This is a genomic window from Ruminococcus sp. 1001713B170207_170306_F1 (assembly GCF_015668065.1).
GTDB classification, from domain to species: Bacteria; Bacillota; Clostridia; order Lachnospirales; family Lachnospiraceae; genus Blautia_A; species Blautia_A faecis.
In genome coordinates this window covers 1-20,767 of sequence record NZ_JADPEX010000042.1, presented here as the reverse complement: position 1 = coordinate 20,767, position 20,767 = coordinate 1, and the positions used below count along the sequence as shown (strand labels likewise).

The following is a 20,767-nucleotide window of genomic DNA, read 5'->3' as shown; positions in this document are numbered from 1 at the left end:
ATGCCATAACGAATCCCCCTACGATACTGTATTTGGTAGTTTTATTATAGCATTTTTCTTAATTGTTAGACAGTCTGACGTACGGTGCTGTGAGAGGACGGCGGTTAGTCACCGCCTCCTACTCGATTTCTCGATGTTCAATTTTTTATCCAATTTTCATTTTGATAAAAATTAATTGAAATAAACTGTGTAAATTATTGCATAAAATGAATTTTAAGACTTTAATTTTGTAAAAAACATCCAAAAAAGATTGTAATGTAAAATGGCAAATGATATACTGTTGCTACATACAATAAGAAATACAACATAATAACAGGAAGAAAAATAGTTTGTATGAAAGTGAAGGAGGCGATTGTTTGGCTAGTATAAAAGAAGTAGCACAGAAGGCTGGAGTTGGTGTTGGTACGGTATCGAGGGTTTTAAATTCTACAGGGTATGTATCGGATGAGACACGAATTAAAGTAGAGACCGCAATGAAAGAATTAAATTATATTCCAAATGAACTTGCAAGAAATTTGTTAAGTAAGAAAAGTGGAATTGTCGCAATTATTATTCCCAAAATATCACATCCGTTTTTTGCAGAGGTAGTTTTATATGCTGAAGCAGAACTAATGAAAAAGGGATATAAGACAATGATCTGTAGTACCTACAGTGAGCAGAACTACGAAAAAGAATACATTAATATGTTGAACAGACATATTGTGGATGGGATCATAGCAGGAAGCCATATGCTGGATTTTGAGGAATATCAAGGTGTGCAGGGACCCATTGTTGCGTTGGATCGTTTTTGGGGTGAAAATATTCCTGTTGTTTCAACAAATCATAAGATTGGCGGAAAATTGGCGGCAGAGGAATTGGTTAGAAATAATTGTCGTTGTGTGTTACAGATTCAAGGCGCTCGAGTAGTTGATTCTCCGTCACATGAAAGGCATTATGAGTTTGAGCGATACATGAAAAAACGTGGTGTGACTGTTTATTCCCATGAAATGGACTGGAATGATTTTGATTATGGACAGTATGATGTAATGGCAGATATGCTTATGGATAAGTATCCGGATATTGATGGGATTTTTGCAGTGGATATGGTAGCAATTGCATGTATAAGACAGCTATTAAAACGCAAGAAAAAAGTTCCAAGAGATGTAAAGGTAGTAGCTTATGATGGAACTTATGTAGCGAAAGTTGGAGTTATGAACCTGACTGTTGTACAGCAGCCTATTGAGGAGCTGGCAAAACGTGCAGTTAATATTTTGCTTAATATGATACAGGGGAAAAAGTATCATAATAAAAAAGTGTTTTATGAGCCTACGTTACTTCTGGGAGATACGACAGATGATAAAGAATAAAACGTGGAAGAAAGTGTTACAATTTATCCTAATTGAATTTGTGCAAAATAAATAAAATATATAAAAATGGAACGGATTCCATATAAAACTATTGACAAAAATAAGAGCAGAGTATATACTCGTAACCATAAAGGATGAGCGCACATCTAGGTAACTCGTATCAAATAATGTATTGGAGCTAAGGATTTCTGAAAGGAAATTCTTTTTAAAACACAAATGTGGAAACCTTTCCACGTTAAGGTATGGAGGTTTTAGAATGAGAAAAATGATGAAAAAAGCGATTGCATTAAGTCTTATAGCAACAATGTCTATGTCAGCAGCTACTATTGTTCATGCAGAAGATGAAGTGACTCTTAGAGTATTAAACTGGGGAAATACTGATGAGGAAAAGATTGCAAATGATGCCATTGCTCGTTTTAATGAGGAAAATCCAAATGTAAAGGTGGAACAGACTTGTGTACCGGTTGAGTCATGGTCAGACTTTATTCAGAAATGGATTACCATGTGTACTTCAGGAGAAGCTCCGGATGTAATCAGCCTTGGTCTGGAAGCTGTTAATATGGCTGTAAGTAATGATTTACTGGTACCACTTGATGACATTATTACAGATGATGAAGAACTTACGGCTAAGAAAGATCAGTATGCACCATCTTTACTTGAAGGTTTTACTGTAAATGATTCTCTGTATGGTCTCCCGAACGGAACTCAGACAATGGTAGTTTATTATAATAAGCATATGTTTGATGATGCTGGTTTAGAGTATCCACAGGATGGATGGACATGGGATCAGTTCAGAGAAACTGCTGAGAAGCTTACCAAGGATGGTGTTTACGGATTTTGTTTCCCATGCACTTATTTCCAGCTTACACCGTGGTGGTCAACTAACAATGCAGCATTAGTTGGTGAGGATGGCGAGACACCTACTGTTAACAGTGAAGGTATTGTGGAAGCAGTAGATTTCTTAAATGGTATGTATAAAGATGGTATTTGTCCAGAACCAATCAGCTCAGACGGATACTCCATGTTTGCAAATAATCAGGTTGCTATGGTTGGTGCTGGTCGTTGGGTATTAAATACCTGGCAGGATGCAGGATTAACAAATGATGATTTTGATTGCGTTCAGTGGCCGGTAAAAGAGAAAGACGGTTCTGTATATGGAGGATCTGCATGGTGCATTGGTTCCACAACAGAGCATCAGGATCTTGCAATTGAGCTGTTAAAAGAAATGGTATCTGATGAAACATTAACAGCTGTTGCAGCAGGTGGCCAGCAGGTACCGCCAACAGAAGCATTGGCAACATCTACAGATATTATGGGAACATGCCCTGATAATATTATGGGAATCTGGAAAGCAGTTACAATTGCAGATCCAATTGCGGCTCCAAGTTATTTCGGAGATCTTGAGCAGACTTTCTTACGTGAGTTGGAGGAGGTGTTCTCTGGAGCGAAAGAACCTCAGGCAGCAATGGATGAAGCGCAGGCTCAGATTGAGAGCGCAATTCAGTAAAAGATATGGCCAGGAGGGATTTATCCTCCTGGCATACTGTAAGACCGTTTTATCCGTAAAGGAGGAAAAAATCGGTGAATAAGAAGAAAAACAGACATAAATGGGATAAAAAAGAGTTAAAAGCAGCGTATCTTTTTACACTTCCATCATTTATTGGCTTTATGTGCTTTGTACTCATTCCAATTATATGGGTAATTGTAATTTCGTTTCACAAATACAACGTGTTTACAGGTGCCAGTACTTTTGTAGGGATGGAAAATTATAAAAAAATATTTACAGATGTCAGATCTTTAACTGCTCTGAAAAATACTTTATGGTACACCATATGTTGTTCATTGGGAAATACAGCAATAGGACTTATTTTGGCTGTGCTGGTTGATAATATTCTGCCAAAAAAAATAACGGTATTTTTTAGATCTATTTATTTCTTTCCATCATTAGTGGCACTAACGTTTGTGGCAATTATCTGGCAAGCCTTTTTTCAGACGGACGCAGGGGTTATCAACTATTATCTGGGACAACTTGGAATCGCTAAAATTGGATGGTTGAATGATCAGGCTTATTCTAAACTGTCTGTTTTGATTCTGGATACCTGGAAAAACTCTGGCATGTCAATGCTTTTGATATTAGCAGGACTACAGAATGTAGACCAGGGACTTTTGGAGGCTGCCAGCATTGATGGCGCGAATGTAGTACAGCGCTTTTTTAAGATAATTATTCCAGTAGCATCACCACAGATATTTTTTGTTCTTGTTATGAATGTAACAGGCGCACTGAGAATATATGAATCTATTTATGTATTGACGAACGGAGGACCGGGAGATTCATCAAGAAGCTTGGTTATGTTGATTGCTGAAAAGGGATTTACATCGTTTGATTATGGAACAGCGTCGGCACTATCAATTATGCTTCTGATTCTTATTGGTATTGTAACGGTATTTCAATTTGTAGGAAGCAGGTGGTGGGTGCATTATGAATAAGAAAATACATTTATTTGGGAAAACAATAAAAGTAAGCCATATCCTGCTGACTATTATCATGTTTGGTATAGCATTTTTGATGATTGCACCATTTCTTTGGGTGCTTTCAGCATCATTCAGAACATATAGTGAAGCAATTTCATTACCACCTAAATGGCTGCCTCCATTTTTTACAGAAATGAGATTAGGATATTTTAAAAAATTATTTTCAAATACTATTCCGTTTTTGGTATTTATGAAGAACAGCTTAAAAATAAGTGTGATTATTACACTTGGCATGAGTCTGCATGGTGCTATTGCAGGATATGCATATGCAAAGTTTGATTTTCCAGGAAAAAATATTATGTTTGCATTGCTGATGGTTGCAATGATGGTTCCAGTTCAGGTTACGATTGTAGCACTGTACAAGATCATGACGATGCTAGGAGTGATTAACACATCCTGGGCAGTTACGCTTCCATCAATTTTCGGTGCAAGTTGTCCCGGTCTGGCAGGTGCATTTGGAGTCTTTATGATGAGACAGTTCTTTATGGGAGTTCCTAAAGAATTGAATGAAGCAGCTGCAATTGATGGCGCAGGACCAATCAGAACATTTATTTCAATTATGCTGCCAATGGCGAAATCAACATTGGCATCGTTAGCAATTATTGTGTTTACATATTCTTGGAACGATTATTTTACAACATTTATTATGATCAATGATACGGAGAAACTTACACTTCCAGTCGGAATTTTGTCAATAAAACAGCCGTTCTCAACAGGAGACAATGTAGTATTTGCAGCAGTAGTTCTTGCTATTCTGCCAGTTCTTATTGTATTTCTGATTGGACAGAAATGGATTGTCAAGAGTATGACCCATGTAGGAGTGAAAGGATAATAAATAATATAACAGGAGGCTAATGACATGAACAAAGATTTATTACATTCCAAGGTTGAGCTGTTTGAAACAGGCGGAGAGATTTCTTATCAGGGAGATGCAAACGTGGCAAAATTCCTTCTTGGTGGAATCGGAACAGGAAACATTGCAGTAGGTGCAAGAGGACAGTTATTAGATTGGGAAATTTTTAACTGGCCTGGAAAGGGACAGTTTGTACCATTCTCTTTCTTTGCAATTCGTACAAAGGAAGAGGGAGAAGAACCTGTAAGCAGAATTCTTGAATCAAAAATCAAACCCCCATTTTATAAATCCCATGGATTTCTGAATGGCGAGTTAGCAGGAATTCCAAGATTTGAAAAATCCAAAATGGTTGGAAAGCAGCCATTTGTTTATGTAGATTTGGAAGACAGTAAAGTTCCGGTAAAGGTTCGTATGGAAGCGTATACACCTTTTATTCCGCTGGATGCAGACAATTCTGGTATTCCAACAGCAATTATAAAATATAAAGTGTCTAACCCGACAAACAAACCTATTGATGTGTCTGTTGTTGGTACAATGGCGAATGTAGTTGGCTTTGATGGATATGATGTTTTCAATAATGTTAAACTGGTAGATCAGGTTGAAAATGAATATCGTGAAGAAGCTGGATTAAAAGGCTGGTATTATAAAGCAAAAAATCTTACAGAGAAAGATATGAAATTTGGTTCCATGTCAATTGCAACTACAAATGAAAGTGGAATCAGCAGAAAGAAATGGCTTCATGGTCAGTGGACAGATAACGCACAGGATTTCTGGGATGATTTTGTTGAAGATGGAAAATTAACAGAAGAAGAGGAAATTGAAGCAAAAGGATGTGACCTTCTTGCTCATTATGACTTCAGTTTCTTAAATCTGAAGGAGAGAATCAGTTCTATCTGTTGTTCTGAAACAATCAAGCCAAACGAGGAAAAAGAATTTGAATTTTTAATTTCCTGGTATTTCCCGAATCGTCCTAAGGGCTGGATTGAGTATGATGCTGATTTAGAGCGCTACAGAAATGGTGGTTATGACATTATCCGTAACTATTATGCTACTTTATTTAAGGATGCATGGGATGTAAGTAAATATGTAGTAGACAAGAAAGACTATCTTGAAGGAAAATCCAAAGATTTTGAGAATGCATTATTTAACACATCACTTCCTGCATATGTTATTGATGCAGTTGCCTCAAATATTATGTCAATGAAGAGCCATTGCTGCTTCCGTATTGAAAATGGCAATTTCCTTGGATGGGAAGGTATTCGCGATTACGTTGGATGCGGACAGGGAAATGTTAACCATGTATGGAACTATGCAACTGCTGTTGCAAATCTGTTCCCAGAACTTGAAATTACAATGCGTAATGTAGAGTTTAACGTAGAACTGGATGATGATGGATGCATGCCTTTCCGTGCAAGAAAATGTCTGGGAGAAAGCAGATGGGATATGATTCCAGCCTGCGATGGAGAATTTGGTTCTATTCTCAGAATTTACAGAGAGTGGAAATACACTGGTGATGATGAATTCCTTAAAGGCATCTGGGACAATATGATGAAAGCGCTGGAATTCTCTATTAAAGAGTGGGACACAGATGGAGACGGTGTTCTGGATGGAAAAATGCATGTCACATATGACATTGAGTTCTATGGTCCAAATACAATGACAAACACCATTTATCTGGGTGCTATCAAGGGTGTTGTAGAAATGGCAGAACATCTTGGTAAACAGGATATTGCAGATAAATATCGTGCTTTGTATGAAAAGGCTTCTGTATTAGTTGACGAGAAGTTGTTTAACGGTGAATATTATATTCAGGAACTTGAAGACGTAGACGCATATCGCTATCAGTATGGTATTGGTTGTCTTACAGATCAGCTCCTTGGTCAGTTCATGGCTCAGGCAGCAGGACTTGGCTATGTGCTTCCAAAGGCTCATGTAAAGAAGGCTTTGCAGTCTATTTATAAATATAATTTCAAGGAATGCATGGATGATGTTCCTAATGTACAGAGAACATATGCGTTGAATGACGAGGCAGGGCTGGTTCTCTGCTCATGGCCGAAAGGTGGAAGACCGAGATTCCCATTTGCATATTGCGATGAGGTATGGACCGGAGTTGAATATCAGGTTGCTGTAACTATGATTAAAGAAGGTATGATTGAAGAGGCTTTTACAATTATCAAGGCTATCAGAGATCGTTATGACGGTTATAAGAGATGCCCATGGAGTGAGACAGAAGCAGGTCATCATTATATCAGACCAATGTCCAGTTATTCCCTGATTCCAACACTGGCAGGCTATAGCTGTGATATGGTAAATAAGACAATGTCATTTGCACCTGTAATTAATGAAAAGGATTATACAACATTCTGGATCAATGGAAAAGGCTGGGGAACTTATCATCAGACAATTGACGATAAGGGAGAAGTCAAGAAAGAAGTAACCGTATTATATGGAAATATTGATGATGTAAAGGTAGAATAATTATGGAGCAGGCTCTTGAAAGAGCCCTTAAAAGATCAGAAACTGAAGGGAAATGGCGGCAAAGATATCATTTTACGCCGCCGGTTTCCTGGATGAATGATCCCAATGGGCTAGTATATTATAAAGGACTTTATCATCTTTTTTACCAGTATAATCCTAAGAGCTGCAAATGGGATTCGATGCATTGGGGACATGCTGTCAGTGAGGATATGATTCACTGGAAGGATATGCCGGTTGCATTAAAGCCGGATCAAGAGTATGACTGCCATCCAGAAGGTGGCTGCTTCTCTGGAAGCGCTGTAGAGAAAGATGGTGTCTTATTCCTTTTTTACACGGCAACAACGCAAATTGACGGAGTTGTACATCAGACACAGTGCATTGCAACGTCGAAGGACGGCATGACTTTTGAAAAATACCCAAATAATCCAGTGATCAAAGAACCACCGCAGGGATTTTCCAATGATTTTCGTGATCCGAAGGTGTTTAAACACAATGGAAAATGGTATATGGTTGTTGGTGGTTGCATAGGAAGTGCTACTTTTGATGGAGATGGCCGTATTTGCCTGTATGAATCGGATGATCTTTATAATTGGAAGTACAAGGGAAATGTGCTGGAGTCCAATGGTAAACTGGGAACTATGATGGAATGTCCGGATATGTTTGAACTGAATGGAAAATGGGTAGTTACATGTTCCCCTATGAATCATCCTGATTATAATAAATCTCTTTATTGTGTAGGAACAATGGATTTTGAAAATTGTATTTACACAATTGAAAAAATGGGTAATATGGATGTGGGATTTGATTATTATGCTCCACAGTCATTTACAGACAAAGAAGGAAACAGAGTGTTGATTGCATGGCAGAATGGATGGCTGTGGATGCCCTGGTGTATAGACTGGGGTCCAACCAGTCTGGAAAATTGGAGAGGCTGTCTGAGTGTACCGCGTAAAGTACAATTGGATAGTGAAAACAACTTGTGTATGTATCCGGTAAAGGAAGTTGAATCTCTGATTTCGCAGACTGTTACCTATACAGACATGGAAATTGGTGAAAAAGCAATCAAGTTATATGATGATCCAAACAGAAGTAATCGTATAATTTTGAAATTAGATATTACTAAGATTGAATCAAGAAATCTGGAGATTTGTGTCCTTGGAAAAGAATCCAGTTATACGGCAATTCAGATTGATTTTCTGTCTAAGATTATTACTCTGGATAAGAGCTACGGAGACCACTATGAAGGTGGCAGAATGAACTGTCCATTTGAGCTGCATGATAATTATCTGGAACTTTGCATTTTGGTTGATCACAGCAGTGTTGAGGTGTATGTAAATCATGGAGAAAAGTGCATTACAACAAACGTGTATCCGGAAGAAAACCAAACAGAGTGCTGGATCCGCACACCGTATAAAAAAGCAGTAGTGGATTATGTGCAGATAGATTTTCTTACTTCATCATGGGAAGTGTAAGAAGTCTGTAAAGTTATAAGGTACTGGCTGCTTGTTTCATTCGAATAAAATATGTGGGGAATCAAAAAATGGACAACGTTTACAGAAGAGATCATGAAATGCCGTACATTGCCGATGACGCAGTTACATCACAGCAGAAAGAAACCAAAAAAGCCATTAGGGAGTATAATGAGACAATGCCTTTTGAATTGGAAAAAGGTATGGAATGTCTGGAACGTGCAGGAATCAAACATAAGGAAAATGTATATTTTGAGCCGCCGTTTTACTGCGAATACGGAAACCATATTGAAGTTGGGGAGAATTTTTATGCCAATACTCACTGTGTAATGCTGGATGTGGGAAAAATTACTATCGGAAACAACGTATTGTTTGGACCAAATGTAGGTATTTACACAGCTGGACATCCTATTCATCCGGAGAGTCGGAATTCAGCATTTGAGTATGGAATTTCTATCGCCATCGGGGATAATGTGTGGATTGGCGGAAGCTGCTGTGTCCTTCCAGGAGTAAGGATTGGAAACAACGTTGTGATTGGTGCGGGAAGCGTGGTTACAAAGGATATTCCAGACAACGTATGTGCCGCTGGAAATCCTTGCCGCGTGATTCGTGAGATTACTGATGCGGACAGGCCATATTATTTTAAAGACTGTAAATTCGATGAGGAAGCATGGGCAAAAATAAATGAGAAATAAAAGAGCTCCGGTATTTACCAGAAAGCTTATAAGTCTGGTAATGCCCATAGCATTCCAACAGTTTATGCTAGCCCTTGTCAGTGCGTCTGATGCTTGGCGTAATTTCTTAGGATTCACTGTCAGCGGTATCTCTGGCAGGACAGGTTACTTTTATTCACAGCCTGCTTCTAGAAGCTATGACTATTGGTCTTTCTCTTATAGCTGTCCAGTACTAGGGCAAGGGAGATATTCTGGCAGTAGAGAGGATATTCGCCTTTGTGACGAAAGTTACAACTGTGATATCACTAATCTTTACCTTATCTGCACTGCTGCTTTCGGGAATGCTGATGAGAATTTTTACAAATGACCTGGTCTTGATCTGGAGAGGTTCCCTGTATCTTAGGGTGATTGCTGCATTTGTACTGAAACTTCCAGTGCTTGCAGTTTACTTTATCATCAGTCTGGATGAAATTGTAAAGATCCCGGTTGTGTACCTAAATTATAAGAAATATAGATGGGGGAAAGATCTGACAGTCAAAAGTGAATAAATGTATAAACAGCAGAGCGGTATATTCTGAGATTACAGGTAATATACAGCTCTGTTGTTTTATATGAAAATAAATTTCTAGGAGCGTCCTGTATACTTTAAAGAGTAAAAGGAATTGACCAAAAAGAATACCTCAAGTAAATTTAGATTATTACTGACCGGGCAGTTAGTAAAAATCTAAAGTACAAGAGGTATCTTAAATGAATGTTAAAGCAAATAAGACAAAAAAGCAAGCAAATGTAGAAAATCAGGCAGTGAAACTCATTATATAAGGGCAATCGACATCCGAGGAAGGGAATTAAGCAGAAAAGCATTTGAATTCAGTGACATGGCAGAGGGCTTTGAAGCAGCTAAAGCATGAATGCTGGAGCTTGCAGTACAGAATAGAAAAAGCCAGATTGTCCTGGGGCTTGAAACGACTGGCCACTACTGGTTTACACTGGCTACATGGCTGATCACAGCTGGAATCTTCCTACCCTACCATGGTTTTTTCAATATTATTTACAGAAAAAGTCGTTGGCTTTAGAAGCTGGCGGCTTTTTTTGCGTAAATAGTGCAAAACCTTTCCTCTTTCTTGTTCTGAAAATAAATTCATGCTATGATAAAAATTAAAAAAGGGCTGAACATAGACAAAAAGGTTCCTTTCTCCAAATTTTGCATAACCGTAATGGAAAGTAGGAGACGTTCAAACGGACCTGTGAAGGTTGTTTTTTTGCGGGAAAATAAGGAGAATATAGAGTATGTATATTGCAATTGATGGAAGTGGAACGAAGACAGAATATTAGCTTCTGGATCGCAACAGAACTATTAGCGGAAGAAGGATGTATTGTTGAGACTGCAAATGATGGAGTTGCATGTGTTGATATGATTGAAAAGGCAGACGCTGATTATTACAAGATGATTCTTATGGATATTCAGATGCCGGTTATGAATGGTCTGGATGCAGCAGCTATCCGAAATCTGGATCGAAAAGACGCAGAGTTTGTTCCGATCATTGCCATGTCTGCAAATGCTTTTGCAGAAGATATTATCAACTGTAAGCTGGCAGGAATGAATATGCATCTGTCGAAGCTCCTGGATGAAACAAAATGATCACTGCGCTGAAGTAGTGTTTGGCAGATAACAAAATCATAAAACTGCGGGATGATTTATAGAATAAAAGGAAAGCCGTCCAGGTTTTTGTGAACATATACACAAAGCCTGGACGGCTTTTCTTTACAGTGAACACAGATTGAACGCAGATAAGCATTCCTCCGCTTCAAGTGCGCGGAGTACTAAGTGGCGAGTGAGGGGAAATCATTCTTCAATGATATCTCTGAAGGAGGTAGCCAGTACACGGGGGGAGTGCATTTTCTTTTGCTTTCTCAAGAGAAATATTCAGAAATTCCTGTAAATTCATAAAATGATTTGTGCTCTTTGCGGGATCATACCATGTGTATGCTTTGCAGAGGTTCCTCAATGGATATGGTTAAAATATATAGGAAACTAATTTTTTGACACATTTTCATAATAAAAATGACTATCGAAACAACGATGGAAATGATAAATTATAGTCAAATAAAATAAACGTGATTCTTAAATGAAAGGAGAATTAAAACATGAAAAAGAAAATGGTATGCATCTTAATGGCAGGCGTTATGGCCTCACTTGTACCGGCACAGATGGTCTTCGCAGAGGGCGACAGCGGAGAGAAAACAGTTGTAAAATTCCAGACCTGGAACCCTGGAGATGAGGAATATACACATGCAATGCTGGAGAAATTCGAAGAGGAGCATCCGGACATTCAGATTGATTATACTTTTATGCCGTATACAGATCATGTAGAGAAGCTGAAAGTTGATCTTTCAGCAGGAGATGCTGCAGATGTTTATGGAGTTCAGACCGGAGCAATGTATAAAGAATTCCGTGACTTTGAAGAAGATCTCACTCCATATCTGGTAAAAGAATATGGTGATGACTGGGCTTCCAATTATAACGAATACGCAATGTCTCTCCTTAAAGGCGATGACGGCGAGTATTATGCAGTTCCTCTGGGACTTAGCTATGCAGGATATGTATGGGCAAACATGAAATACTTTGATAAATATGGCCTGGAGCTTCCAACTAATTATGATGAACTGAAAGAGGTTTGCAAGACATTCCGTGACAATGGAGAATATCCTCTGGTGATCGGAGCGAAAGATTCCTGGATCAACATTGATACCTGGATGAATATTGCGGCCGATATTAATACTGAGAAGCTGTATTCCGCAATTGAAGGCGAGACTCCATTTACAGATGAAGATCTTGTTCAGTCCTTCCAGATCTGGCAGAACTGTTTCACAGACGGTGTTTTCCAGGATGGAGCACTTGGAGTTGGAATGTACACAGATTCCACAGATATGTATCAGAAAGAGGGATCTGTTCCAATGATCCTGAATGGTTCCTGGTCACTTGGTGCTTATATGGACAGTGATGAGCAGAGCCAGGAGGTTTACAATGGCGAGGGCGCGAACCATAAAATTTTCCTGATGGACTGGAATAACGATGGCAAGATCGCTCCGGTTGAAGAAGCTGTTGACGTATCCCTTGCAATTAATAATCAGTCCAAGGTAAAAGATGCAGCATGGACATTTGTTGACTGGATGATTCATGAAGGCGCAGATACTCTTGTAAACGGACAGTTACAGTACATGCCGGCACGTAACGACATGGAGCTTAATGTAGAAGGTCTGAACGAGAATGGTACTGAAAATCTTGAATACTGTGTAGAGCAGGGTAAAAATAATGTAGGCGGATACAGAGAAATGGCTTATGCAGAGCTGAAAGAGACAATCAGCAATGAGCTTACAGAACTTGCTCTGGGAGATGTTACACCAGAAGAGGCAGCAGACACGATTGAAGCAGCTTCCCAGGCACAGGAAAGATAAATTTTATTAAGTATAATAAGGCTGCCCTCACTTTGGGCAGCCTTTTATAAAAAGGAGGAAAATTATGGCTTCAGCTAGAAGAAGGAAGGATTGCTTTACCAGCTTCCTGTTCGTACTTCCCCTTTTGACACTGTTCCTTGTGTTTTTCGCTTATCCCATAATTTATAATATTGTGATCAGTTTTTATGACTGGAACGGAATCAGTGTGGAAAAAGTTTTCGTAGGTTTCGCAAACTACAAAAAACTCTGGGCAGATTCCGTAATGCAGAAAACATTTCGAAACTTTGTCATTATTGCAATATCTACTACAGTTATTCAGTCAGCACTTGGACTTATGCTGGCATCCTTTTTTATCAGAAAAATAAAACTTTCCGGATTATATAAGATTCTTTTTTATCTACCTGCAATCTGTACCTCCACAATTGTTGGTACTGTTTTTTCGAAAATTTTCGAAACAAACCGTGGTTACCTGAATGTGATCCTGCGGGCACTTCATCTGGATTTCCTTTGTCAGCAGTGGCTTGCAACGCCAAAAACTGCACTTGCCTGTCTTTTGTTTGTAAATATCTGGCAGTGGACCGGTTACAGCATGCTGATGTACTACACAAATATGCTGAATATTCCCCAGGATCTTTATGAGTCAGCAACCATCGACGGAGCAGGAAGCTTTAAACAGTTTATCTACATAACCTTTCCGCTTCTTCGCGGTACTCATATTACCCTGATCATTCTGGATATTCTGGGTGCTCTGAAGTTTTTCGATCTTTCTTATGTATTGACAGATGGCGGTCCGGCTCATGCTACTGAGACCTTTTCCACATATATATACACGAAATCCTTTAGCACCTTTCAGCAGGGACAGGCATCTACCATTGTTGTATATATGTTCCTGATCGCCATGGTGCTGACGGTTATTCAGCTGAAGATTTATTACAAAAAAGACAAGAAGGAGATGAGCTAGCTGATGAAAAATTCATTACCATATAAAATCATCACTCAGGTTATCTGTGTGGTTCTGCTGGTCATCCTGGTCTTTCCACTGTATCTGATGCTGGAAAAATCACTGGCTGTAAGTGGCTTTGGAAACTACGCAAAGGTGTTTGAATATTTCAACTTGATTCCAAATGTTATTACCAGTATCATTGTGGTAGGAGGAACGCTTATTGTTGTCTCAATTGTAGTTTCCATGGCAGCATACGCATTTTCCAAACTGGAATTTCCACATAAGCAGGCTGTTTATTATCTGATTCTTACAGGTATGATGATCCCTACATCTGCATTAATCTTTCCGCTTTATCAGATCGTAAGGGGACTTCATCTGAACAATACCGGATGGTCATTGGTATTTCCATATGCCACAGCAAGTGCCTGCTTTAATCTTATGGTTCTGACCAACTACTACAATGCATTGCCGGATGAACTGATCGATGCAGCGAAAATCGATGGTGCAAATAAGTGGACTACATTTATACAGATCATGCTTCCAATTGCAAAACCAGGTCTTGTTTTTGTACTGATCCAGACCTTTTTATCTGCATGGAATGAACTTCAGATGGCGATCATTTTCATTAATGATACTTCGAAACAGCCGCTTTCTGTTGTGCCGCTTCGGTTTGCACAGACAACTTCCAGTTCCGGCTTTACTATTAATAACCTGTTTGCAGCGTGTATTATCTGTCTTTTGCCGATTGCGGTTTTCTATATCTTTGCATCCCGGCAGCTGATGGCAGGACTTACTGCAGGAGCTGTGAAGGGTTAAGCTAAAGGACGGCCTGTTTTATGAAAAAAAATTCTTCGCACAAGACGCTTAGTATTGTGAAACGTATCAGCATTACGAATATTGGAATCTTTATCATTGCCTGTATCTTAAGTATTGTGGCAACTTTAAAGCTGAATGTGGAGTACCATATTGACCGGGATGCACAGATGATGAAGGTCTATATTTCCAATACCCTAAGTTCGATTGATAATACTCTGAAAGATATGGGAAGGGTTTCGCTGATCGCGTTTTCCGATCAGATGGTGCAGGATATTCTGAAAGGTACTGATTATTCTTTTGATGAGAAAATGGAGAACGAAGAGTATCTTACAAAACTCTATTCTTCTATGATTTCAATCAGGGATGATGTGCGGGGAATTTATATTTTTAATAATGAGGATATGGTGTTTTACAGTGATACCTGGAATCCATTTTTGGGATTTGACTGGAATGTAGAATCTTTTTTTCAGGATGTAAAGATAAATTCTGACCTTTCTACAAATATTTCGGGATGCCATATGTATGTGGGTACGCTGCCTGAGGGATTTAAGTACACACAGACTTATACAAAGAACATTTTCCAGGAGAATAATATTTATCTGGTCCGTCCCATCCGCAGTTTTTCCCCCTTTGAGGTAATCGGTTATATTGCACTGCGAACCCCTATCCTTACTTTGCAGAAAATATGCAGCAATTATCTGGAGGATAATATTTCCTATATTGTTGCTGACGAAAATAACAATATTGCATGCAGTTCCAATGAGAGGATCATCAGCCAAAATCTGAAGGATGTCTATCCAGAGCTACTGGATCATATGAATGGCGCAAAAGGATCTTTTAGTCTGACATTAAATCAGGAAAAATATCTCTGTGCGTATCAGCGTTCCGATTACAGCAACATGCTTCTGATCACTCTGAAAACATATGAATCCATTTATGATGAATTAAATATTTTGGTGATAACCTGTATTATAATCACTGCGATAAGTGCACTTGTTGTATTGTTCTGTGTATATGGTTTTACCAGGAAAAATCTGAAAAGACTTACGGATTTTTCCCTTGATATCCAGAATTTCCAGCCAGGAGATCTTACCAGGCAGTATGATGTGGGGTATATGGATGAGGTTGGCGTATTGAAGGATTCCTTTAACAAAATGATCCGCCGTCTCAATGATCTGGTTATTTCGGAATATCAGGCAAGGGATCAGCTTCAGAAGGCTGAAATTTCCGAACAGAAAATGGCTATGCTGTATCTGAAACAGCAGATCAATCCTCATTTTCTTTACAACACGCTGGATATGATCCGGTTGAAGGCGGCGATCAATAAGGATACGGAAGTATCACAGATGCTGATGAAGCTGGTCAGCTTTTACCGCTTGAGCACCAAGGTGCATGATTCTATGGTGACGGTCAGAAAAGAAGTGGATATGCTGGATGCGTATATGAGTCTGATGTGTTATCGGTACCCTGAGATCAGGTATCACTCGGATATTATGCCGGAAGCAATGGATATGGAAATTCCCAATTTTATTTTGCAGCCATTGCTGGAAAACAGTCTGATGCATGGTTTGAAGGACAGACGGTATCAGGGCTCGGTTACGCTGAGAATCTGTGTAAATGAACAGGATAACAGCGAATTGGATATCTGGCTTTCTGATGATGGAATTGGAATTCCGGATGACAAAATGGAAGAATTAAATGCGTATAATGCAAAAGACAGTGAAGCTCTTTACCGGGTGCAGACCCAAAGTCAGGGAGACCGCACACATCTGGGCGTGATCAACGTGATCAGCAGACTGAAGCTTTATTATCAGGCAAATGCAGAGGTCATTTATACGCGAAATAAAACCGGAGGAACTACTGTAAAAATAAAAATTAAGACAGCGAGTGAAAGACATGAATAATTGCAGAGTACTTTTAGCGGATGATGAGGCTGCTATTCTGGAAGGCTATAAATTGCTTTTTGATTGGGAAAAATATCAGTGTGAGATTGCAGGGACGGCTATGGATGGTCAGGAGGCTGTGGAGAAAGCGCGTGAACTGAAGCCGGATATTGTGATCATGGATATCAATCTTCCCAAGCTGAATGGCCTGGAGGCAATACGCGCTATTCAGGATACGGCTCCGGGGGATCATCCGATTTATATGATCGTGGTTACCGGATATGATGAGTTTTCCTATTGTCAGGAGGCTTTAAGGCTTCGTGTCTCGGACTTTCTTCTGAAACCTATTGATTTCGATGTTTTCGGGGAAGTTATTCAGGGAATTGTCCAGAAAATAATGGAGAATCCAAACCGGCAGCCTGTATTATCTGAAACGTTGAAAAAAATAGTCGGTTATATCAATGAAAATCTCGAGAATGAGGATATGCGGCTGACTCTGCTTGCAGAAAATATGAATATGAATCCCAATTATATCAGCCAGCTGTTTAAAAAGGAGCTGGGATGTGGATATCATGCGTATTTGAACCAGGCACGTGTGGAAAAAGCTAAAATTTATCTGAGACAAACCAACGAGCCAATCACAGCTGTGGCAGAGAAAGTTGGTTTTAGTGATTATCGTATTTTTACGAAAATATTTAAGGGAATTGTAGGAGAAACGCCTTCACAGTTCCGAAAATAAACATATGGGAGGTAAAATTATGGTTTTAAAATTAAACGAGTTCCGTGACAAACTGGCTGGATGCTGGGCAGGAAAAAATGTAGGCGGTGTTCTTGGTGCACCTTTTGAGTGTAAGAGAATGGTTCCTGATGTGGATTTCTATATCCAGGATCTTTCCATGGGACCACCTGCAAATGATGATCTGGATCTTCAGATCGTATGGCTGGCAGCAGTGGAGCGCTATGGCAGAAACGTGAATGCCTCCATTCTTGGCGATTACTGGCTTTCCTATGTGATCCCAAACTGGGTTGAGTACGGAACCGGAAAAGCAAATCTGAAAGCCGGAATTGTTCCGCCTATGTGTGGTGATGTGGACAATACATATAAAAACAGCAATGGCTGCTGGATCCGTTCTGAACTTTGGGCGTGTCTGGCACCGGGACATCCGGAAATTGCAACCAGATATGCATTTGAGGATGCAATTGTCGATCATGCAAACGAGGGAATGTATGGTGAAATTTTCACAGCTGCGCTTCAGAGTGCTGCGTTTGCAGAAAGTGACCGTGAGAAACTGATTGATATCGGACTTTCCTATATTCCGGAGGACTGCGCTGTTGCAAGAGCAATCCGTAAAACCGTAGAATGCTATCATAATGGCATTGATTATCTGGAAGCAAGAAAAATTGTGCACAATACTGCGCCGGGAACCTTTGGTATCCAGGAATACAAGCTGAGTGAGATTCCAAAGGAAAACAATGAGGGAATGGAGATTGGAGAGCCTGGCTTTGATGCACCAGAAAACGTTGCCTTTGTAGTACTTGGTCTTCTCTACGGAGAAGGTGATTTCGGAAAGAGTCTTATTATCGCCAATAACTGTGGTGAAGATACAGACTGTACCTGCGCAACTCTTGGCGCGCTTCTGGGTATTATTTATGGTGCTTCCGGACTTCCGGAGAAATGGACAAAACCACTTGATGACAAAATTGTAACCATGTGTATTGATAAAACAAGTCATGGAATCTGGGTTCCAGATACGGCGACAGAATTGGCAGAGCGTATTCTTCGTGTAGTTCCGGGCTTCCTGGGACAGGATCTCTGCGATGCTTTTGCAGAGGGCGGAATGACTATTGAATGCCTGGAAAAAGAGGCTCTGTTCTGCAATAAGACAACAGATTATCTGCCATTGATCAATGGAAATGGGAAATCAGAGGAATTGCCAATCCGTGATCTGTGCGCTCTTTCTTCCTATGTGGCAAGATATCAGTTCCCGGCATTCAGTGTTATGGTGGATTATGAGGATTCTGTTTTCTTTACACCTGGCGAGAACAGAAAGTTTAAGATTAAGGTTGTAAATTCTAATACCATGAGAGAGCAGCAGTGGGTAAAAATCAAGCTGTATCTTCCAGAAGGAGCTACTGCTGTGGGTGCATCTACAGCAGAGCTGCCATTGAATAACCTGTATCTTTCCTGTGCAGAAAAAGAATTTGAAATCAATACAGAGGGCTTTAGTGACAGCCGGCTGGAGCTGATCGTGGATGTTTCCCTTACAGGAAGACATTCAAACGGACCTGTGAAGGTTGTGTTATTTGCGGGAAAATAAGGAGAATATAGAGTATGTATATTGCAATTGACGGAGGTGGAACGAAGACAGAATATCTGCTTCTGGATAAGCATTTCCAGGTAGTGGATTACTACCTGGGCGGTTGTCTGAACCATGATCTTCTGGGAAATGGGTGGGCAGATGTTTCGTTGGCTTTAAAAGCTTCCATAGATGTTTTGCTGGAGCGTAATGGACTGACTGTTTCAGATATTGAGGCAGTTGCGGCTGGTATTTCCGGGCTGGATACTGCCAGGGATCAGCAGCAGGCTGATACGTGTTTCTCTTCAGCTGGCATTTCCCGTTTTCTTGCAATTAACGATGGATATCTCCCCATTGCAGCCGAGAACCCGGCTGCGTGGGGAGTTTCTCTTAATTGTGGAACAGGGATGTGCTGTGCGGCAATTGATTCTTCAGGTAACCGGATCAAACTGGCCGGAATGGATGAATGGTCAGGGGATGCGGGGGGCGGAAATTGGATTGTGATGCAAATGTATCGCAAGGTTTACGAAAACCTGATTTTAAAGGATGTTAGTACACCGTTTGTAATGGAATATATGAAAGTGATGAATCTTGGCGGTAAGGTTGATTTTATAAATTCATGGTCAGATTTGAAAGACGGGGAGAATACAGAATGTAAGGTTCTGCATCGTAAGATCATCCAGCTTTTTTTTGAACTTCTCGAGCGCTCTAATCCAGAGGTGCAGGCTCTTGCAGATCAGATGATAAAGTGCGCGGCCTACACCATCGATGCTGCAGTTCGGGAGCTTAATTTTTCCGGTGAGAAAATTCCGGTATATCTTTCAGGCTCTATTATGACCAAGGCTGCTTCTTCTGGGTATCTGTCGATGCTGAAGGAAGCTCTTTCCTGTATTTGCCAGGGGAAACTGGAGGTGCATATGTGCACGAAAAGACCTGTGGAAGGGGCGGTGCAGTTGATGAAGTTTCCTGTTGTTGAAAATTTCAACTTGTCTTATAATAGCATATAAGAGTCAGAGGTAGGACACAGGAGGTAACCATGGGCAGATATCTGAATCCGGGAATGGAGAGCTTTGAAAAAAGTGTAAATTCTGAAATCTATGTAGATAAAACTGGTTTGATCGGATACACGAATCGGGTAATGAATACATTGCAGGGATATGTCTGCGTCAGCCGCCCACGGAGGTTTGGAAAATCCATGGCTGCGAATATGCTTACGGCATATTACAGCAGAGGCTGTGATTCCAGAGAAATATTTTCCAAATTTGAAATATCTGAGAGTCCTGATTTTGAAAAGTACAGAAATAAGTATAATACTATTTTTTTGAATATGCAGGAGTTTCTGAGTAGAAGCGATAGTGTTGAAGCATTGGTTGACCGGGTAAAAAAACTTGTTTTGCGGGATCTGAAGCGAGAATATCCGGATGTGGATTATTTTGACGATACGGATCTGGTGGAATCCATGCAGGATATTTATGAGACTGAGAAGTGTCCATTTGTTGTTATTATAGATGAGTGGGACTGTATTTTCAGGGAGTTCAGGCAGAATAAGGAAGCACAGGAGAAATACCTGGATTTCCTGAGAGACTTGCTGAAGGATAAGGCATGTATTCACTTAGCGTATATGACGGGTATTTTGCCAATAAAGAAATATGGAACCCATTCTGCATTAAATATGTTTGATGAATTTTCCATGATAAATCCAGGCCCTCTTGCACCGTATGTGGGTTTTACTAAGGTGGAAGTGGAATATCTGTGCCATAAATACAGGATGGATATGGAAGAAGTAAAAGCCTGGTATGATGGATATTCATTTTCTATGGCGGCATCTGTTTATAGTCCGCGTTCTGTTGTAAACAGTATGCTCTTCGGAAAAATAGAGAATTACTGGAATCAGACGGAAACATTCGAGGCCCTGCGGGTTTATATTGATATGAATTTTGATAGCCTGAAGGATGATGTTTTGAGCATGATTGCAGGGGAAAGGATTCCGGTTAATACGGGAAGCTTTACCAACGATATG

General features: G+C 39.9%; 18 protein-coding genes. All 18 read left to right on the top strand.

What is annotated here, in order from left to right; genetic code table 11:
• The first annotated feature begins 356 nt into the window (after window positions 1-356).
• Entirely contained in the window at window positions 357-1,346 is a 990-nt protein-coding gene (locus I4V84_RS18610) for a LacI family DNA-binding transcriptional regulator (RefSeq protein ID WP_195993128.1), read from the top strand.
• A 256-nt stretch (window positions 1,347-1,602) separates the two neighbouring features.
• Window positions 1,603-2,853 carry a sugar ABC transporter substrate-binding protein gene (locus tag I4V84_RS18605; RefSeq protein WP_118577859.1) on the top strand — a complete coding sequence of 417 codons (1,251 nt, stop codon included), beginning with the start codon at window positions 1,603-1,605 and terminating at the stop codon, window positions 2,851-2,853.
• A 74-nt stretch (window positions 2,854-2,927) separates the two neighbouring features.
• Window positions 2,928-3,833: a sugar ABC transporter permease gene (locus I4V84_RS18600; protein WP_148463097.1), complete on the top strand. Its 906-nt coding sequence runs from the start codon at window positions 2,928-2,930 to the stop codon at window positions 3,831-3,833.
• Window positions 3,826-4,710 carry a carbohydrate ABC transporter permease gene (locus I4V84_RS18595; protein WP_195993127.1) on the top strand — a complete coding sequence of 295 codons (885 nt, stop codon included), beginning with the start codon at window positions 3,826-3,828 and terminating at the stop codon, window positions 4,708-4,710. Before I4V84_RS18600 ends, I4V84_RS18595 begins: the two co-directional genes overlap by 8 nt.
• A gap of 27 nt (window positions 4,711-4,737) precedes the next feature.
• Entirely contained in the window at window positions 4,738-7,209 is a 2,472-nt protein-coding gene (locus I4V84_RS18590) for a GH116 family glycosyl-hydrolase (RefSeq protein ID WP_118577863.1), read from the top strand.
• 2 nt (window positions 7,210-7,211) lie between these two features.
• Complete coding sequence (locus I4V84_RS18585) at window positions 7,212-8,681, top strand: glycoside hydrolase family 32 protein (RefSeq protein WP_118577864.1); 1,470 nt, start codon at window positions 7,212-7,214, stop codon at window positions 8,679-8,681.
• 68 nt (window positions 8,682-8,749) lie between these two features.
• A complete protein-coding gene (locus I4V84_RS18580) occupies window positions 8,750-9,373 on the top strand; it encodes a sugar O-acetyltransferase (protein WP_195993126.1) in 624 nt (207 codons plus the stop codon).
• A 257-nt stretch (window positions 9,374-9,630) separates the two neighbouring features.
• The gene (locus tag I4V84_RS18575) at window positions 9,631-9,900 is read left to right on the top strand and encodes a hypothetical protein (RefSeq protein WP_195993125.1); all 270 of its coding nucleotides are present in this window, start codon (window positions 9,631-9,633) and stop codon (window positions 9,898-9,900) included.
• A gap of 360 nt (window positions 9,901-10,260) precedes the next feature.
• Complete coding sequence (locus I4V84_RS19715; protein WP_147422280.1) at window positions 10,261-10,425, top strand: IS110 family transposase; 165 nt, start codon at window positions 10,261-10,263, stop codon at window positions 10,423-10,425.
• A gap of 230 nt (window positions 10,426-10,655) precedes the next feature.
• Window positions 10,656-10,991, top strand: coding sequence for a response regulator (locus I4V84_RS18570; RefSeq protein WP_118577867.1), 336 nt, complete (start codon window positions 10,656-10,658; stop codon window positions 10,989-10,991).
• Between the two features lie 506 nt (window positions 10,992-11,497).
• Window positions 11,498-12,808 (top strand): ABC transporter substrate-binding protein, encoded by a 1,311-nt coding sequence (locus I4V84_RS18565; RefSeq protein ID WP_118577868.1) that lies wholly within the window; start codon window positions 11,498-11,500, stop codon window positions 12,806-12,808.
• A gap of 64 nt (window positions 12,809-12,872) precedes the next feature.
• Window positions 12,873-13,769 carry a sugar ABC transporter permease gene (locus tag I4V84_RS18560; protein ID WP_118577869.1) on the top strand — a complete coding sequence of 299 codons (897 nt, stop codon included), beginning with the start codon at window positions 12,873-12,875 and terminating at the stop codon, window positions 13,767-13,769.
• A gap of 3 nt (window positions 13,770-13,772) precedes the next feature.
• Complete coding sequence (locus I4V84_RS18555; protein ID WP_118577870.1) at window positions 13,773-14,567, top strand: carbohydrate ABC transporter permease; 795 nt, start codon at window positions 13,773-13,775, stop codon at window positions 14,565-14,567.
• A 56-nt stretch (window positions 14,568-14,623) separates the two neighbouring features.
• Window positions 14,624-16,471: a histidine kinase gene (locus I4V84_RS20955; RefSeq protein WP_207748697.1), complete on the top strand. Its 1,848-nt coding sequence runs from the start codon at window positions 14,624-14,626 to the stop codon at window positions 16,469-16,471.
• Entirely contained in the window at window positions 16,464-17,189 is a 726-nt protein-coding gene (locus I4V84_RS18545) for a response regulator (protein ID WP_195993123.1), read from the top strand. The genes I4V84_RS20955 and I4V84_RS18545 overlap by 8 nt, the downstream gene beginning before the upstream one ends.
• A gap of 19 nt (window positions 17,190-17,208) precedes the next feature.
• A complete protein-coding gene (locus I4V84_RS18540) occupies window positions 17,209-18,768 on the top strand; it encodes an ADP-ribosylglycohydrolase family protein (RefSeq protein WP_195993122.1) in 1,560 nt (519 codons plus the stop codon).
• Window positions 18,769-18,782: 14 nt separating this feature from the next.
• Complete coding sequence (locus tag I4V84_RS18535; protein WP_195993121.1) at window positions 18,783-19,754, top strand: BadF/BadG/BcrA/BcrD ATPase family protein; 972 nt, start codon at window positions 18,783-18,785, stop codon at window positions 19,752-19,754.
• A gap of 29 nt (window positions 19,755-19,783) precedes the next feature.
• On the top strand, window positions 19,784-20,767 hold a 984-nt coding region (locus tag I4V84_RS18530; RefSeq protein ID WP_195993120.1), incomplete at its 3' end, for an AAA family ATPase.

Excerpts from the sequence above, each read along its gene's own strand:
- I4V84_RS18565 (WP_118577868.1), top strand. The coding sequence starts at position 11,498 with ATGAAAAAGAAAATGGTATGCATCTTAATGGCAGGCGTTATGGCCTCA.
- I4V84_RS18580 (WP_195993126.1), top strand. The coding sequence starts at position 8,750 with ATGGACAACGTTTACAGAAGAGATCATGAAATGCCGTACATTGCCGAT.
- I4V84_RS18545 (WP_195993123.1), top strand. The coding sequence starts at position 16,464 with ATGAATAATTGCAGAGTACTTTTAGCGGATGATGAGGCTGCTATTCTG.
- I4V84_RS18560 (WP_118577869.1), top strand. The coding sequence starts at position 12,873 with ATGGCTTCAGCTAGAAGAAGGAAGGATTGCTTTACCAGCTTCCTGTTC.
- I4V84_RS18595 (WP_195993127.1), top strand. The coding sequence starts at position 3,826 with ATGAATAAGAAAATACATTTATTTGGGAAAACAATAAAAGTAAGCCAT.
- I4V84_RS18570 (WP_118577867.1), top strand. The coding sequence starts at position 10,656 with ATGGAAGTGGAACGAAGACAGAATATTAGCTTCTGGATCGCAACAGAA.
- I4V84_RS18535 (WP_195993121.1), top strand. The coding sequence starts at position 18,783 with ATGTATATTGCAATTGACGGAGGTGGAACGAAGACAGAATATCTGCTT.
- I4V84_RS18555 (WP_118577870.1), top strand. The coding sequence starts at position 13,773 with ATGAAAAATTCATTACCATATAAAATCATCACTCAGGTTATCTGTGTG.
- I4V84_RS18590 (WP_118577863.1), top strand. The coding sequence starts at position 4,738 with ATGAACAAAGATTTATTACATTCCAAGGTTGAGCTGTTTGAAACAGGC.
- I4V84_RS18540 (WP_195993122.1), top strand. The coding sequence starts at position 17,209 with ATGGTTTTAAAATTAAACGAGTTCCGTGACAAACTGGCTGGATGCTGG.
- I4V84_RS18605 (WP_118577859.1), top strand. The coding sequence starts at position 1,603 with ATGAGAAAAATGATGAAAAAAGCGATTGCATTAAGTCTTATAGCAACA.
- I4V84_RS19715 (WP_147422280.1), top strand. The coding sequence starts at position 10,261 with ATGCTGGAGCTTGCAGTACAGAATAGAAAAAGCCAGATTGTCCTGGGG.
- I4V84_RS18585 (WP_118577864.1), top strand. The coding sequence starts at position 7,212 with ATGGAGCAGGCTCTTGAAAGAGCCCTTAAAAGATCAGAAACTGAAGGG.